The organism is Vibrio qinghaiensis (genome assembly GCF_002257545.1).
Classification (GTDB): Bacteria; Pseudomonadota; Gammaproteobacteria; order Enterobacterales; family Vibrionaceae; genus Vibrio; species Vibrio ordalii.
Genome location: NZ_CP022741.1, coordinates 2774250 through 2788681, shown reverse-complemented (window position 1 = coordinate 2788681; position 14432 = coordinate 2774250). Strand labels below are relative to the sequence as shown.

Below are 14432 nucleotides of genomic sequence, written 5' to 3'. Positions count from 1 at the left end.
AAACCAAGCCTTTATTTTATAGGAATTAATGTTTATAGGAACTAATGTTTATAGGAACTAATGTTTATAGGAACTTATGTTTATAGGAACTTATGTATTACAGGCCGGCAATCATATGCTCAATGGCTGCAACGATTTCATCGTCAGAGCAATCCATACAGGTTCCTTTGGCTGGCATAGCATTGAAGCCTTGTATTGCGTGGTTTTTCAATACATCATTACCTTGAGCGATACGTGGAGCCCACTCTTCGGCATTACCAGTTTTGGGTGCGCCACTGATGCCTGTTGAGTGGCAAGCGATACAAAATGTCCCGTAGACTTGCGCGCCATCACGAGGACCGCTTGGTACTGCGACAACGGGTTCACTACCCGCTAAGTACACATTACCCACCGGTTTAATGCGTTCAGCAATAGCATCGTATTCTGCTTGAGTGCTTGCTAATGCGACACTAGAAAAGGTTAAAGCTGCGAACAATACGCTTATAATTCGTTGAGACATATCCATAAAACTCACTTTACATTCCAAAGGTAAGTGCACGCTTACCTATATTATTTATACTTAGAGTGTGGCTGATTTAAAAACTATAAAAGCTGTTAAATCAATGTAAATATTGGGTGATTATATCCCGATAAGTTGTTGCAATAAACAACAAGTTGCGATCTTCAAGGGGTGAGTCACATCCTGATTATAGCGGTAATAATGGTTATCTGATGAAAAAGGCGTCAAACGATAAAAAAAGTTAAAAAAGTACTAGACGCCCTAGTGTGAACTCCGTATTATTCCACTCCGCCGATAGGGCATGCGCCCGTAGCTCAGCTGGATAGAGCGTTGGCCTCCGGAGCCAAAGGTCGAAGGTTCGAATCCTTTCGGGCGCGCCATCCGGATGCTTATGTAAATAAGTAGCAAATTGGCAAACTTAGTGGTGGCTATAGCTCAGTTGGTAGAGCCCCGGATTGTGATTCCGGTTGTCGCGAGTTCAAGTCTCGTTAGCCACCCCATTATTTGGTAACTTCGGTTTCCTTTCTTGGTGAAAGTCGAGAAAAAAATTTACATCGATGAATAGACTAGTTTGATAGTGCATCATGATGTTAGGAATGGCGGACCAGAGGGTTTCCTCTCGCTTATTCCAAAAAATGAATTTGTATCGGTGAATAGCGCAGCTTGGTAGCGCATCTGGTTTGGGACCAGAGGGTCGGGGGTTCGAATCCCTCTTCACCGACCACTTTTCTTTTCTTTTCATTGGTTAAAAATGAAAAGAAAAATAACGGCAAGCAAGCGGTTATTGCAAAGTTTGATGGTGGCTATAGCTCAGTTGGTAGAGCCCCGGATTGTGATTCCGGTTGTCGCGAGTTCAAGTCTCGTTAGCCACCCCATTATTCGGCAACTTCGGTTTCCGTTCTTGGTGAAAATCGAGAAGAAAGATATGCATTAGTGCATCGCCTAGTTTGATAGCGCATCCTGATGTTAGGAGTAACGGACCAGAGGGTTTCCTCTCGCTTATTCCAAAAAATGAATTTGTATCGGTGAATAGCGCAGCTTGGTAGCGCATCTGGTTTGGGACCAGAGGGTCGGGGGTTCGAATCCCTCTTCACCGACCACCTTAATAAGCCTCAGTCGAAAGACTGGGGCTTTTTAACATCTGGTGTTTGGAGCCTTAATCAAGGTAATGAGAGCCAAAGTGGGGTTCGCCTGATCTTCAAAACCGGGCTCTTCAGCGAGCACCTTAATAAGCCTCAGTCGAAAGACTGGGGCTTTTTAACATCTGATGTTTGGAGCCTTAATCAAGGTAATGAGAGCCAAAGTGGGGTTCGCCTGATCTTCAAAATCGGGCTCTTCACCGACCACCTTAATAAGCCTCAGTCGAAAGACTGGGGCTTTTTAACATCTGATGTTTGGAGCCTTAATCAAGGTAATGAGAGCCAAAGTGGGGTTCGCCTGATCTTCAAAATCGGGCTCTTCACCGACCACCTTAATAAGCCTCAGTTGAAAGACTGGGGCTTTTAACATCTGGTGTTTGGAGCCTTAATCAAGGTAATGAGAGCCAAAGTGGGGTTCGCCTGATCTTCAAAACCGGGCTCTTCAGCGAGCACCTTAATAAGCCTCAGTTGAAAGACTATTCTCTCTATTCAATGTCAGATTTCTTATTGACTCCTATTTCATTAATTCAGTGGATTATCATGTTTAAAGACGAAATCTTGTGGTTTTAGTGCAGATGAATTAACTGCTTTTTTGCTTTTTAATTAGTGTTTAGTTCTGGTTTTTTATGGATTACACTGGTTTTTGTTTCTAATTTGTTGCGTTATGTGTCGCAATTTAATTTGCAATTTTATTCTGCATTCTTTTTTAGAATATATGGTTAATTGGTAGTTTATTAGACTTAAAGTCTATGTTTTAGCGGGTTTTGCTGCATGCTAGAATATTGATCATACCAATGATTAATGCATATACGATGCATAAAAATATGATGTTACTGCTTTGGTTTGATTGGGTATCGACTTTTTATCCTATCAATGTTGCTTTTCTGTGAAATATTTGCCAAATTGATGGCCTTGTTAATTACCAGAATATTGTACTGGTATGAATGGATTCATTTTTACTGGTTTTGAACGCTTTGTTGTTCAAAGCTAGTTACAGACAGGGCACAACACTGCCCAAGTCGTAGAGGTCTGGGATGTCACTTTTAGAAGTAAAAAACCTGCGTATTGAATACCCATCGCGTCATGGTGTTCACGTTGCTGTGAAATCACTTTCGTTTAATATCGAGCGGGGTGAAATTGTTGGAGTTGTCGGAGAATCAGGTGCCGGGAAATCGACCGTAGGTAACGCAGTTATCGATTTATTGAGCCCACCCGGTCTGATTGCCAGTGGCGATGTGTTCCTAGATGGTGAGAAGATTTCAGGCCTATCGCCTGAGCAGATGCGCCAAGTTCGTGGCTCTAAAATTGGTTTTATTTTTCAAGACCCAATGACATCACTTAATCCGCTATTTACTGTTGAACATCAACTGACAGAAACCATCCACGCCAATATGAAAGTGACTGAGGAAGAAGCGTATCAGCGTGCACTTTCTTTGATGAAGCAAGTAGGTATTCCTCAGCCTGAAAACCGTTTGAAGCAGTACCCACACCAATTCTCTGGTGGTATGCGTCAACGTGTTGTGATTGCCATTGCGCTGGCGGGTGAACCTGATCTTATTATTGCCGATGAACCGACCACGGCATTAGACGTTTCTATTCAAGATCAAATCTTGAGCCTCATCCGCGAGCTATGCATTAAAAACAATGTTGGTTGTATGCTGGTTACCCATGATATGGGTGTGGTCTCGAATGTGACGGATCGCGTCGCGGTGATGTATCGCGGTGACTTGGTGGAATTTGGACCGACAGACAAAGTGCTGGGCGCTCCGGATCACTCCTATACGCGCAGTTTGATTTCCGCCGTTCCTCGCTCAGATAAAAAACTCGATCGCTTTCCGCTGGTGAGTTATATCGAAGAGGCGAGTGAGTTAAAACCACTGGATGTTAAAAACCATTGGTTAGGACAGAGCCAAGATAATCGCCAATACACAGGCCCACTGCTGACAGTGGAAAACGTGAATTTACGCTTTACGACCAAAGACTCGCTGTTTGAAAGCCGCCGTGAATATGTCCAAGCTTCAAATGACGTCAGTTTCGAGGTGTTTGAAGGGGAAACCTTTGGTTTGGTTGGGGAATCGGGTTCCGGTAAATCGACCATTGCACGCGTGATTGCTGGTTTGTACGCACCAAACTCAGGCAAAGTTTGTTTTGAAGGGATTGATCTTACCGCGCTGAAATCAGAAAACGAGCGCCGTCCGATGCGCCGCCAGATGCAGATGGTGTTTCAAAACCCTTATACCTCAATGAATCCGAGAATGAAGATTTTCGATATCATTGCCGAGCCAATTCGTTTTCATAAATTAACCCGTAGCGAAGCGGAAACACGGCAAATAGTGCATGACCTTTTAGAGCACGTTGGCTTAGGAACAATGGCGGGAGTGAAATATCCGCACGAGTTTTCCGGCGGTCAACGTCAACGTATTTCGATTGCTCGCGCACTCGCTACGCGTCCTCGCTTATTGATTTGTGATGAACCCACGTCCGCGCTCGACGTGTCTGTGCAAGCGCAGATCTTAAACCTATTGAAAGATCTGCAAGATGAGCTCAATTTGACCATGCTGTTCATCAGCCATGATTTACCGGTGATCCGCCAAATGTGCGATCGTGTCGGCGTCATGCAAATGGGGACCTTACTGGAGGTAGCCCCTACAGAACAGTTGTTTAAGTCACCTCAACACCAATACAGCCAACATTTGATTTCTTTAATGCCTGAGTTTACGGGCTTAAGAGAAGATGCAGTAACGGCGTAAGCCAAAAAAAGTTACAGATAGAAATATCATGACCAAGCGTGCTTGGAATGAATAAACAGAAGCAATTACAACAACTAGGGATTTGGATTCCCGCATAAGGAGTTATGCAATGAAAACCATGAAAAGCAAACTAACAGTAGCTTTGATGGCGGCAGGCTTAAGCTTTGCAGCTAGCGCGGCCAATATTACCGTCGCTTATGATGCTGACCCTGTGTCACTTGACCCGCATGAGCAGCTATCTGGTGGTACGCTACAAATGTCTCACATGGTGTTTGATCCTCTTGTTCGTTACACCCAGACATTTGATTTTGAACCTCGCCTTGCTGAGAAATGGGAACGTGTCAATGATACAACGTTCCGTTTTACACTGCGTAAAGGGGTGAAATTCCATTCAGGTAACGAAATGACGGCAGACGATGTGGTCTGGACGTTCGATCGTTTACAAGATTCTCCTGATTTCAAAGCTATTTTTGAACCGTATGAAAAGATGGTCAAAGTGGATGATTACACCGTCGAGATCGTATCCAAAGGCGCTTATCCGCTGGTTCTGCAAACCGCAACCTACATCTTCCCTATGGACAGCAAGTTCTATTCGGGCAAAGCGGCTGATGGTAAAGAGAAATCTGAAATTGTGAAGCACGGTAACTCGTTTGCTTCGACCAACGTTTCTGGTACTGGCCCATTTAGAGTGACTTTCCGCGAACAAGGCGTAAAAGTGGAATTTGAACGCTTTAAAGATTATTGGGATAGCGCATCAAAAGGCAACGTAGACAAACTGACCTTAGTACCGATTAAAGAAGATGCCACTCGTGTTGCGGCGCTCCTTTCGGGTGATGTGGATATCATTGCACCTGTTGCGCCAAACGATCATAAACGTGTGGAAGCAGCCAAAGGTATTGATCTTGTGACCTTACCGGGTACGCGCATCATCACTTTCCAAATGAACCAAAACAGCAATGAAGCACTGAAAGATGTTCGCGTGCGTCAAGCCATTGTTCATGCCATCAACAACCAAGGTATCGTTGACAAAATCATGAAGGGTTTTGCGACAGCTGCTGGCCAACAAGGCCCAGCGGGTTATTCTGGTTATGATGCGAACCTTGTGCCTCGTTTTGATTTGAAAAAAGCGAAAGAGCTGATGAAAGAGGCTGGTTATGAGAAAGGGCTGACGCTCACCATGATCGCGCCAAACAACCGTTATGTGAACGATGCGAAAGTGGCACAAGCCGCAGCGGCGATGTTGTCGAAAATTGGTATTAAGGTTGATCTTAAAACCATGCCAAAAGCGCAATATTGGCCTGAGTTTGATAAGTGCGCCGCGGATCTGCTAATGATTGGCTGGCACTCAGATACTGAAGACTCAGCCAACTTCACCGAGTTTTTAACCATGACGCGTAATGAAGAAACTGGTAAAGGCCAGTACAACTGTGGTCACTACTCAAATCCAGAAGTGGATAAGTTGGTTGAGGCGGCAAACGTAGAAACCGATCCAGCGAAACGCTCACAAATGCTGCAAAAAGTCGAAGTGACTTTGTACAACGACGCAGCATTTGTTCCACTGCATTGGCAAAACCTAGCGTGGGGTGCGAAATCTACTTTAGATATCAAACCGATTGTTAACGCGATGGACTACCCTTATTTCGGCGACCTAGTCGTTAGCGAGTAATTACTTAAGTTGGCCGCTCATGTAATGTGGGCGGCGCTTAAGTCACTCAAGGCATCCGCTTGGATGCCTTATTAAGATCTCCGCACTTTGCTTTATTTCAGTCGGGTCGAGTGTCATTTTTTAGGCTGAATTTTTTCGTTCCTATTAAAGTTAATTCAATTTTAAAAAGAACCATCATGGATAGTTTAAGGGGCAAGAAATGTTTTCGTTTCTGGTCAAGCGCCTGTTTCAGGCACTGATAGTGATGTTTGTGATCAGTCTGGTGGCGTTTGCCATTCAGGATAACTTAGGCGACCCATTGCGTGAGCTTGTTGGGCAGTCTGTTTCAGAAAGCGAGCGCCAAGCGCTGCGCGATGAACTTGGACTGAATGATCCTTTCATTGCCAAATATACGCGTTTTATTACGGCCGCGGTGCAGGGTGATTTAGGCACGTCTTACTTTTTCAAACGTCCTGCGGTGGACGTTATTCTCGATAAATTAGTCGCAACCCTAGAGCTAGTGCTCGGTGCGACCGTAATCATCATTGTCTGTTCCATTCCATTAGGGGTTTACACCGCTATTCATCCCAAAAGCTTCTTTACCAAAGTGGTGATGGCAGGCAGCAGTATTGGTATTTCTATCCCAGTGTTCTTAACGGCGATTATGTTGATGTACGTTTTCTCGATCACGTTAGGTTGGCTGCCATCGTATGGACGAGGGGAAACCGCCAATTGGTTGGGTTGGGAATCTGGCTTTTTCACGGCTGATGGATTAGCACACTTGGTGCTGCCTTGTGTTTCACTGGCATCGATCATGCTGCCGCTGTTTATTCGTTTAGTGCGTTCTGAAATGTTGGAAGTGCTGAGCTCGGAATACATCAAATTTGCTAAAGCTAAAGGCTTGGCATTGAACAAAATTTACTACCAACATGCCCTTAAAAATACCATGTTACCGGTGCTAACCGTCGGCGGTGTACAAATTGGGACTATGGTGGCCTACACCATCTTAACCGAGACTGTTTTTCAGTGGCCGGGGACGGGCTTTCTTTTCCTTGAAGCGATCAACCGAGTTGATACTCCGCTTATCACCGCTTACGTCATATTCGTTGGCCTGATTTTTGTTGTGACCAACACCATTGTCGATCTGTTATACGGTCTGATTAACCCGACTGTGAACCTTACTGGAAAAGGAGCTTAATCATGAGCCAATTTGCTGCTGCTCCATCTCGTTGGGAGCGTTTTAAACAGTCTGATTTTTTGTACTATTTCTTGCGTGATAAAGTGGCGATGACCAGCTTCGTCATCTTTTTGGTATTCTTAACTTTGTCTATCGCGGCGCCACTGATTGCACCCAGTAACCCGTACGACCTATCATCGATTGATCTGATGGATGCAGAATTACCTCCCTCTTGGATGGACGGAGCCGATGAGCGCTTTGTGCTTGGCACGGATGAGCAAGGGCGCGATATTCTGTCGACCATACTGTATGGCTCGCGTCTATCACTGACGATTGGCTTTTTGGCGGTCGGTTTACAGTTGCTACTTGGTATCGTGATTGGCCTTTCCGCTGGCTACTTTGGTGGGCGTATTGATAGCTTTTTGATGCGCTTTGCCGATGTACAGCTATCGTTTTCCACCATGATGGTGGCGATCATTGTTTCGGCAATTTTCAAAGCCAGTTTTGGGAGTGAATTTTATAGTCAGTATGCGGTTGTGATGCTGGTGGTGATTATTGGCGTGGCTGAGTGGCCACAATACGCGCGGACAATTCGTGCGTCCGTGCTCGCCGAGAAGAAAAAAGAGTATGTGGAAGCGGCTCGTGTGATGGGTTTTAAATCGCCACGTATCATGTTTCGCCATATTTTACCTAACTGTTTATCGCCTATTTTGGTTATCTCAACGGTGCAAATTGCCAATGCGATCATGTCTGAAGCGGCGCTCTCTTTCCTAGGCTTAGGTTTGCCAGTCGATCAGCCATCATTGGGTGCTTTGATTAGCATGGGCTTTAACTACATCTTCTCTGGCGCTTGGTGGATTACGGCTTTCCCTGGTTTTGTACTCGTCACATTAGTGTTGGTGATCAATCTGTTGGGTGACTGGCTACGCGATGTTTTTAATCCAAAAATTTACAAAGGGTGATGTGGCAATTGATTTTTGCTAAAGAAAATCCCTAAACTAAAAGCCGCAGTCAAATGCGGCTCTTTTTTGCTAGTACTTTTGTTATACCCAAACCCATTGAACTAGGGAACATAGAATCGGCAATGTTGTCACTACTATTAATCAAGTATATGGACTCAATATGATGACCCTGATGCGGAAAACGACCCTGTGTGTGACATCAAGCCTAACGGTGTTGGTGTCGCTGGTTTTATTTCAACCCGTTTGGGCGGAAGATTTTCTTTGTGATGCGACTCAAGCCTCTGTTGATCAACTGCCCATTCTTGATAAAGCATGCCCAATTGGGCAAGGCTTATGGGGTAAACAAAAGCCGAAAGGAAAATCCACTTTTTGGATTCAATGTGGTGTGTTGAATAAGCCATTATCTTTGTTGCAAGCCAAAGCATTTTATACTCATATTTCTAAGGATGTGTGGCTAAAACCAGAAGCGAAAACGTATCGTTGTTTAATCGGGCCTTACACTGACTACAGTCAAGTGAAGAGAGAGCTGCCTCTTATCCAGCAAATTCCCGGCTACAAAGAAGCTTTCATTCGTCAGGTTGTCAAAGGGCACGCTCAGTCTAGCTCGCCGATAAAAAAGACAACTTCCGCTCAAGCAACGTCTGCCGCAAATCAGATCACCAAAAAGTCTTTACCGAAACCACGAGTGGAAATGGCGAGTTCGCCATTATCAACGAAACCATCAACCAAAGCGCCAGCTCTTAATGTTCCGCCAGCGGTTGAAATTCGTTTGAGCACCACCGCAAACGGTTTGCAGTTTGTGGTGCCTCATTTACGTTCGAGTGATGAACAGTTCTATATGGAACATGGCCTACCATGGAGCCGCCTAAACTATAAGGTGGCAGAAAAAACCTGCCAACAAATGGCGATGCGCTTGGTCACGGAAGAAGAGTGGCAACGCCTTTTGGATTCAAAACAGATGGACAGTAACCAATGGCCAATGCACTTACCTTATTGGGGATGGTCGCAAAAAGGGCTTTTTACCAACGGTAAAGTCAGCCAACTGAAAGGTTCCTCATTACTCAATGTGATTTGCGTTAAATAAGTGTCTCAGTTTGCCGTCAGAAATGGCGGCAGCGCTACTCTTTCTTTCCCTCTTCAAGTAACTGTAGATAGCGTTGTTCGATAAAATCTTTCTCTTTACTGATGTGATACAACTGTTTTTTCATCGCTTCTACATCGGCAGAAGTGCCAGCTTGTTCGGCTTGTTCTTTGTATTTTTCAATCGTCTCTAGAAGCTCTTTTTTCTCGGCTTGATAATTTTTTGCTATTTCGTAGAAATCACCCGCTTTACTGATCTTAATGTATTCCGCTTCTAACTGTTCAAACTCTTTTTCGATGGTGGCTTTTTCTTCTTTCAAACTGTCAACGGTATCAGTTTGAGCAAAGAGTTTTTTACGCGTCATTCGTAACCCTTTCACGCTTTTATCGAGATCGCCTTTCAGCTTGCGGATCAACTTATGTGATTTACTCAATTTTTCATTGAGATCATCAATTGAAGCCTGATCCTCAGCACTGATCCCTTGAGCTGAGGAATTCTTAATAAGAGAAACCTGTTGTTCGAGGGCCTTTTGAATGATGATCAAATCATTCAGTGTCGAGCTATGTTCAGCGGCATAGTTCAGAGCATTTTCTACAGATTGTTGACACAAATGGATCGTATTATCATCGGTATCTCCTGGATTATGGGCAAAACCATGCGCAAACTTTCTAAATTCACGCAGGATCAGCAGTAGAATAAAAAACCAAACCAACAAGATGATAAGCCCAAGATCGATAGCCAATATCGATAAAACCTTTTCAGTGAGAAACTCTTGTATTGGCATCACATAAACCCATATTGGTGGCCGTATTTTAAGGTAAGTTTAGTTGTTGTAAAAAAATGTGCCTATACTTTGAACAAGTTAGGCAATCGAAAAATGCGCTGTGAAGATTCTCATTGTTGATGACAGTAAAGCGACACTTGAAATAGTCAGACGAGCCTTAGAAGCGTTTGGTTACCGACGTTTGTCCATTCAAAAGGCAGACAATGGCAAGGCTGCGCTCAAGTTGATTGGTAGTTGGCAGCCAGATATTGTCTTAACAGATTGGCACATGCCCGGCATGACGGGGTTGGAGCTAACACAAGCGATCACCAAACGTAAGCTCGGGATAAAGGTGGCGATGCTTACCACTGTAGCCGATGAGCAACAAATCAAACAGGCGCTTAAAGCTGGAGCGTCGTTTGTGTTGTCTAAACCGTTTGTCGACGGTGAGCTACATCAAAAACTACTTCCCTTAGTGCAAGGAGCGGAAGAGAGCTGCATTGCATTAGATGAGATGATCGATCTGCAAGATGAGTTGGCTTTACCAAAACTTTCGCAGCTAGAAAAGCTGCTAAAAAGAACGGTGGGTGCTGAAATCGTGCTGAATAATATTCGTCGCCAATCGTTTGATGAGAGCAAAATTCCTTGTTTGATGGCAGTCTATGAAGATGGCGAAACGCAAAAGCCGCGCGCGGTGGCACTGCTTGATATCTACGCCGTTTGTGTCTTTGCTAAAGGCAACCCCAGCATTACTAAAGAGCAACTACAACAAGCGGTACACAGTAAAATGGTCAGTAAAGATATTCTCGATACTTGCCAAAAAGTGTTAAGTGCTGCTGCGTTAGCGTTTCTGGATAATCAAACCCGCAAAAGCTTGAAGTTAAAAAACATCAGTTTTATCCCTCAATCGTTTGAAAAGCTCGAAACCCTATTTGCCAAAGAAGCGGATAAACGGGTTGATTTTTCCTGCCAAATGGGGGCGTTAGCCCAAGGGAAAATTACTTTAGTCGGGTTCTAAAAAAGGCCTTGAGTGAACTCAAAGCCTTGATGTTATCCTGCCAACTTGGGGCTGCACCAATAAAAAAATTCAAAAAATTCTTAATCTTTCCAAGTCTTTTTACCATGAATTTAAAACAAACCCATATCAAATTAGTCTGACTTACGAGCAATTGGTACGAGTCAGCTATAACGCAACGCTTCATTTCCACGTGGCTGATTGGCTGGTGTTGTCAGCCAATCAATCAGCATGTTTTAATAATCCGGCAATGAATGGTGAGCAATATGATGTAAAGTAAGTAAAAAGTCACACTAGGTAGAATAGCTACAAGTAAAGATTTTAATGATTTCGTTGATCAATTGTTCTTGAGTCTCATCATCTGGTTGTTCAATATTAGCTATCAATTGTGGCCAAAGAAAATAACCATTAAACAAGTTCATGATCACTTTAACTAGGTTGCCACTATCAGCCGTGACGATTTGCCCTTCATCCATTGCCACCTCAAGCCAATTTTTTAATGCCGTATCAGGACCCTCAACAAGCGATAAATATTGTGTGGTCAAATGGGGTTTTTGAATAAACTCTGCCACTATCATCCGCACGGTTGCTAGGCTTATCTGCTGATAAATTAGCGCTACTCTTTGGTTTAAATAATAACTAAGTTGCTCTGAAATAGTTTTTTCAGGGCAATAAGTAAAATTAAGAACCGGAGGAGATACTTCAACTAGACTTTTTACTGCTACGGAAAGTAACATTTCTTTATTGGTAAAATGCTTATACAAAGTTCGTTTGGATACACTTGCCTGCTCACATACTCTATCCATATTAGCCAAATGAAACCCGTGTTCAATGAATTCCTTTTGGGCTGCCTCTATCAAAGCTAAATGTTTTTGCTCGCTTAACTTCATATCTATTTCCTCGATTGCACTGCAGTTGAGTATAAATGGAATCACAATAAAGTAAACTTGAAAGTTTACATGTTGGCATGCATCAGAGTATGATAGGCGTGATGCGGTCTTCAGGGATCCGAAACCACTCTGGTCCGCTTAGACTAAAGCTGATTTTAATCTCTTTATTCATTGAGTTTCTTGACGGGTAAATATAACTGAGTCATCCGAATGATATTACGAAGACTACTGACACTCACCTTTTTCTGTTTGTCTCTATCTACTTTGGCAAGTGATTTTTCGCTACCGATTTGGAAAGATAAGGCAGAAGCTCTCGGCTATACATTGCCTAAACCGATAGGTTTTAATCTCAGTTACATGACGATGGAGCAAGGGATCAATGTTGATTCGATTGCCATACAAGGTCTAGGTCATTTGCCACTCCAACTGCAAGCTGAGCAGGGTCGGCAATACACAGAAGTCCTTACTTTGCGTGCCGATGTTTGGCTATTTCCTTTTCTCAACCTGTATGGCTTAGTAGGCAAGTTGGACGGTTACTCAACGACGGATGTGAATGTGAAGTTTTTGGGTGCCCAACACACCATTAATAACTTTCGTCTCGACCTTGATGGCTACACCACAGGAGTAGGCAGTGTACTGGTTGGCGGCTATCAGAACTGGTTTGCCTTGGTCGATGCCAGCCTAACCCAAAGTCGTCTCACGGTGATTGATGGCAGTATTGAAGCCTTAGTTGTTTCTCCGCGAATTGGATACGACTTCCACCGTCATGGCCAACCATTGCGTATTTGGGTGGGCGCTATGTATCAAAATGTCGAACAAACTTTACAAGGCTCATTATCAGATCTTGGCCTTCCAAGCACACTCACCGCTTTACTCCCCAAAGAGGCGGGTTTTGAAGTGAAACAACATTTGCAAACGCCGTGGAACCCGCTGATTGGATTGCAGTACCAAATTAACGACAGCTGGTATCTGCTCGGTGAATTTGGCCTGGGCGATCGCCAAAGTCTGTTTTTCTCTCTCGATAGACGTTTTTAATTCGTTATACCTAAACGACTTGGAGTGGCAGGTTGGCGGCTAGTGAGTGACAAATTTGGCGGACTGATGTTTCTTCATCCTTAGTGAAAATGCTTTCCAGTGAGGCTATCACTTTGTTATGAACGGTGTAGAATACTTTCGCAGAATACTCCCTATGAATAAAACCGATGGCTATGGATAGAAAAGGCAATCATAATTTAATCTGTTGTGACGAGTGTGGGCTCGTGGCGAGCGTACCTCAGTTAGATCAGGGGCACATGGCCCACTGCCCGCGCTGCGAACACACGCTCACGCAAATACAAAAACATCCGTACCAAACCACTATTGCCCTTGCGATAGGCAGTCTGATCTTGTTAATTCTAAGCCTCTCTTTTCCTTTTATGTCGTTTAGTGTCCAAGGTTTGAGCCAGCAAATTACCCTGCTGAATGCGGCTAAAATGCTCGGGGAGTTTCAAAATGTGTTACTTGCTATTTTACTGTTTACGACAGTCATCTTACTGCCCGCCCTGTATCTGGTGATCATTCTCTTTCTTTATTTCAAAGCACTACAGACCAAAAAAACATCGCTCCTAACATCAGAAATCTGGCTCACCAAACACCTATGCAATCTGCTATTTAAAGTACAGCCGTGGTTGATGATGGATGTGTTTTTGATTGGAGTGTTGGTTAGCCTCATCAAAATCGCTTCTCTCGCAGAAGTTTCCATGGGTAACTCTTTTTGGGCATTCTGCTGCTTTTCTGCCTTAATGGTAAAAACCGTTTCATCGGTTGATCGTTTCTGGTTGTGGCAACATTTTATTCCTGCGCGTATCCCTCAGGGAATCGCTTCTGGACACACACACTGCACGCACAATCACGTCAATTGCCACTACTGCCAGCAAATCAATCCTATCTCATCCGCTAAGCATCCGAAATGCTTGCGCTGCGGAAGTCGATTGCATGCTTACCATCCACAGCTCAATTTACAACAGGCATGGGCACTCTTATTGGCTGCAGTGATCTTTTATATCCCAGCCAACCTTTATCCGATGATGTATACCGTGAGCTTAGGTAAATCAGAAGGTTCAACCATTATGCAGGGGGTTATTCTACTCTGGCACCTCGGATCTTATCCTGTGGCGATGGTCATTTTCTTAGCCAGTATTTTTATCCCTGTGGCCAAAATGTTTGCGCTCGGTTGGCTCTACTGGCAAGCCGGGAAACTCGACGTATTTCCAGAGCCGCAGAATCTAAAGCGGCTCAAACTTTATCGTGTGACCGAATTCATTGGTCGCTGGTCAATGATTGACATTTTCGTCGTCGCTATATTGGTCGCTTTAGTACAACTGCATAACTTGATGGCGATTTATCCCGGCCCTGCCGCACTCTCTTTTGCGGCAGTGGTTATATTAACCATGCTTTCAGCCATGGTTTTTGATTCGCGAATCTTGTGGCAAGAGCCACCAGTATCCTCACCAACAAAAATAAAATGAGAAA

Annotated in this window: 11 protein-coding genes and 5 tRNA genes; 13 read left to right on the top strand and 3 right to left on the bottom strand. The window is 44.0% G+C overall.

Annotated elements, in window-relative coordinates:
* Nucleotides 1-97: 97 nt before the first annotated feature.
* Nucleotides 98-505, bottom strand: coding sequence for a c-type cytochrome (locus CCZ37_RS12920; protein WP_094500733.1), 408 nt, complete (start codon nucleotides 503-505; stop codon nucleotides 98-100).
* A 297-nt stretch (nucleotides 506-802) separates the two neighbouring features.
* On the opposite strand from CCZ37_RS12920, the gene CCZ37_RS12915 reads away from it, so the two are divergent.
* The 10 genes from CCZ37_RS12915 to CCZ37_RS12870 all read left to right on the top strand — a co-directional run bounded on the left by CCZ37_RS12915 (nucleotide 803) and on the right by CCZ37_RS12870 (nucleotide 9256).
* Nucleotides 803-879, top strand: a tRNA-Arg gene (locus tag CCZ37_RS12915).
* 44 nt (nucleotides 880-923) lie between these two features.
* Nucleotides 924-999: transfer RNA gene (locus tag CCZ37_RS12910), tRNA-His, on the top strand.
* Between the two features lie 147 nt (nucleotides 1000-1146).
* Nucleotides 1147-1223: transfer RNA gene (locus CCZ37_RS12905), tRNA-Pro, on the top strand.
* A 75-nt stretch (nucleotides 1224-1298) separates the two neighbouring features.
* Nucleotides 1299-1374 (top strand) — tRNA-His (locus CCZ37_RS12900).
* 148 nt (nucleotides 1375-1522) lie between these two features.
* Nucleotides 1523-1599 (top strand) — tRNA-Pro (locus CCZ37_RS12895).
* 1073 nt (nucleotides 1600-2672) lie between these two features.
* Nucleotides 2673-4388 carry a dipeptide ABC transporter ATP-binding protein gene (locus CCZ37_RS12890; protein ID WP_094500732.1) on the top strand — a complete coding sequence of 572 codons (1716 nt, stop codon included), beginning with the start codon at nucleotides 2673-2675 and terminating at the stop codon, nucleotides 4386-4388.
* 109 nt (nucleotides 4389-4497) lie between these two features.
* A complete protein-coding gene (locus CCZ37_RS12885) occupies nucleotides 4498-6054 on the top strand; it encodes an ABC transporter substrate-binding protein (RefSeq protein WP_094500731.1) in 1557 nt (518 codons plus the stop codon).
* Nucleotides 6055-6253: 199 nt separating this feature from the next.
* Nucleotides 6254-7231: an ABC transporter permease gene (locus tag CCZ37_RS12880; RefSeq protein ID WP_010319653.1), complete on the top strand. Its 978-nt coding sequence runs from the start codon at nucleotides 6254-6256 to the stop codon at nucleotides 7229-7231.
* A gap of 2 nt (nucleotides 7232-7233) precedes the next feature.
* Entirely contained in the window at nucleotides 7234-8172 is a 939-nt protein-coding gene (locus CCZ37_RS12875) for an ABC transporter permease (RefSeq protein WP_017043952.1), read from the top strand.
* Between the two features lie 160 nt (nucleotides 8173-8332).
* Entirely contained in the window at nucleotides 8333-9256 is a 924-nt protein-coding gene (locus CCZ37_RS12870) for an SPOR domain-containing protein (RefSeq protein ID WP_094500730.1), read from the top strand.
* A gap of 34 nt (nucleotides 9257-9290) precedes the next feature.
* Here CCZ37_RS12870 and CCZ37_RS12865 read toward each other — a convergent pair whose 3' ends face one another.
* Nucleotides 9291-10040, bottom strand: a complete 750-nt coding sequence (locus CCZ37_RS12865) for a chromosome partitioning protein ParA (RefSeq protein ID WP_094500729.1) — start codon at nucleotides 10038-10040, stop codon at nucleotides 9291-9293.
* 97 nt (nucleotides 10041-10137) lie between these two features.
* Here CCZ37_RS12865 and CCZ37_RS12860 point away from each other — a divergent pair, with 97 nt between their 5' ends.
* Nucleotides 10138-11034 (top strand): response regulator, encoded by an 897-nt coding sequence (locus CCZ37_RS12860; protein ID WP_094500728.1) that lies wholly within the window; start codon nucleotides 10138-10140, stop codon nucleotides 11032-11034.
* Nucleotides 11035-11324: 290 nt separating this feature from the next.
* Here the strand turns inward: CCZ37_RS12860 and CCZ37_RS12855 are convergent, their stop codons facing one another.
* Nucleotides 11325-11921: a TetR/AcrR family transcriptional regulator gene (locus tag CCZ37_RS12855; protein ID WP_094500727.1), complete on the bottom strand. Its 597-nt coding sequence runs from the start codon at nucleotides 11919-11921 to the stop codon at nucleotides 11325-11327.
* Nucleotides 11922-12131: 210 nt separating this feature from the next.
* Here CCZ37_RS12855 and CCZ37_RS12850 point away from each other — a divergent pair, with 210 nt between their 5' ends.
* Together CCZ37_RS12850 and CCZ37_RS12845 are read left to right on the top strand one after the other, a co-directional pair.
* Nucleotides 12132-12956 carry a hypothetical protein gene (locus tag CCZ37_RS12850; RefSeq protein ID WP_094500726.1) on the top strand — a complete coding sequence of 275 codons (825 nt, stop codon included), beginning with the start codon at nucleotides 12132-12134 and terminating at the stop codon, nucleotides 12954-12956.
* Between the two features lie 173 nt (nucleotides 12957-13129).
* On the top strand, nucleotides 13130-14428 hold the full coding sequence (locus CCZ37_RS12845; RefSeq protein ID WP_422641338.1) for a PqiA/YebS family transporter subunit: 1299 nt from the start codon (nucleotides 13130-13132) through the stop codon (nucleotides 14426-14428).
* Nucleotides 14429-14432: the final 4 nt, after the last annotated feature.

What these genes read in the sequence shown, in the direction of transcription:
- CCZ37_RS12880 (WP_010319653.1), top strand. Translation starts at nt 6,254, where the DNA reads ATGTTTTCGTTTCTGGTCAAGCGCCTGTTTCAGGCACTGATAGTGATG.
- CCZ37_RS12845 (WP_422641338.1), top strand. Translation starts at nt 13,130, where the DNA reads ATGGATAGAAAAGGCAATCATAATTTAATCTGTTGTGACGAGTGTGGG.
- CCZ37_RS12885 (WP_094500731.1), top strand. Translation starts at nt 4,498, where the DNA reads ATGAAAACCATGAAAAGCAAACTAACAGTAGCTTTGATGGCGGCAGGC.
- CCZ37_RS12855 (WP_094500727.1), bottom strand. Translation starts at nt 11,921, where the DNA reads ATGAAGTTAAGCGAGCAAAAACATTTAGCTTTGATAGAGGCAGCCCAA.
- CCZ37_RS12870 (WP_094500730.1), top strand. Translation starts at nt 8,333, where the DNA reads ATGATGACCCTGATGCGGAAAACGACCCTGTGTGTGACATCAAGCCTA.
- CCZ37_RS12850 (WP_094500726.1), top strand. Translation starts at nt 12,132, where the DNA reads ATGATATTACGAAGACTACTGACACTCACCTTTTTCTGTTTGTCTCTA.
- CCZ37_RS12920 (WP_094500733.1), bottom strand. Translation starts at nt 505, where the DNA reads ATGGATATGTCTCAACGAATTATAAGCGTATTGTTCGCAGCTTTAACC.
- CCZ37_RS12875 (WP_017043952.1), top strand. Translation starts at nt 7,234, where the DNA reads ATGAGCCAATTTGCTGCTGCTCCATCTCGTTGGGAGCGTTTTAAACAG.
- CCZ37_RS12890 (WP_094500732.1), top strand. Translation starts at nt 2,673, where the DNA reads ATGTCACTTTTAGAAGTAAAAAACCTGCGTATTGAATACCCATCGCGT.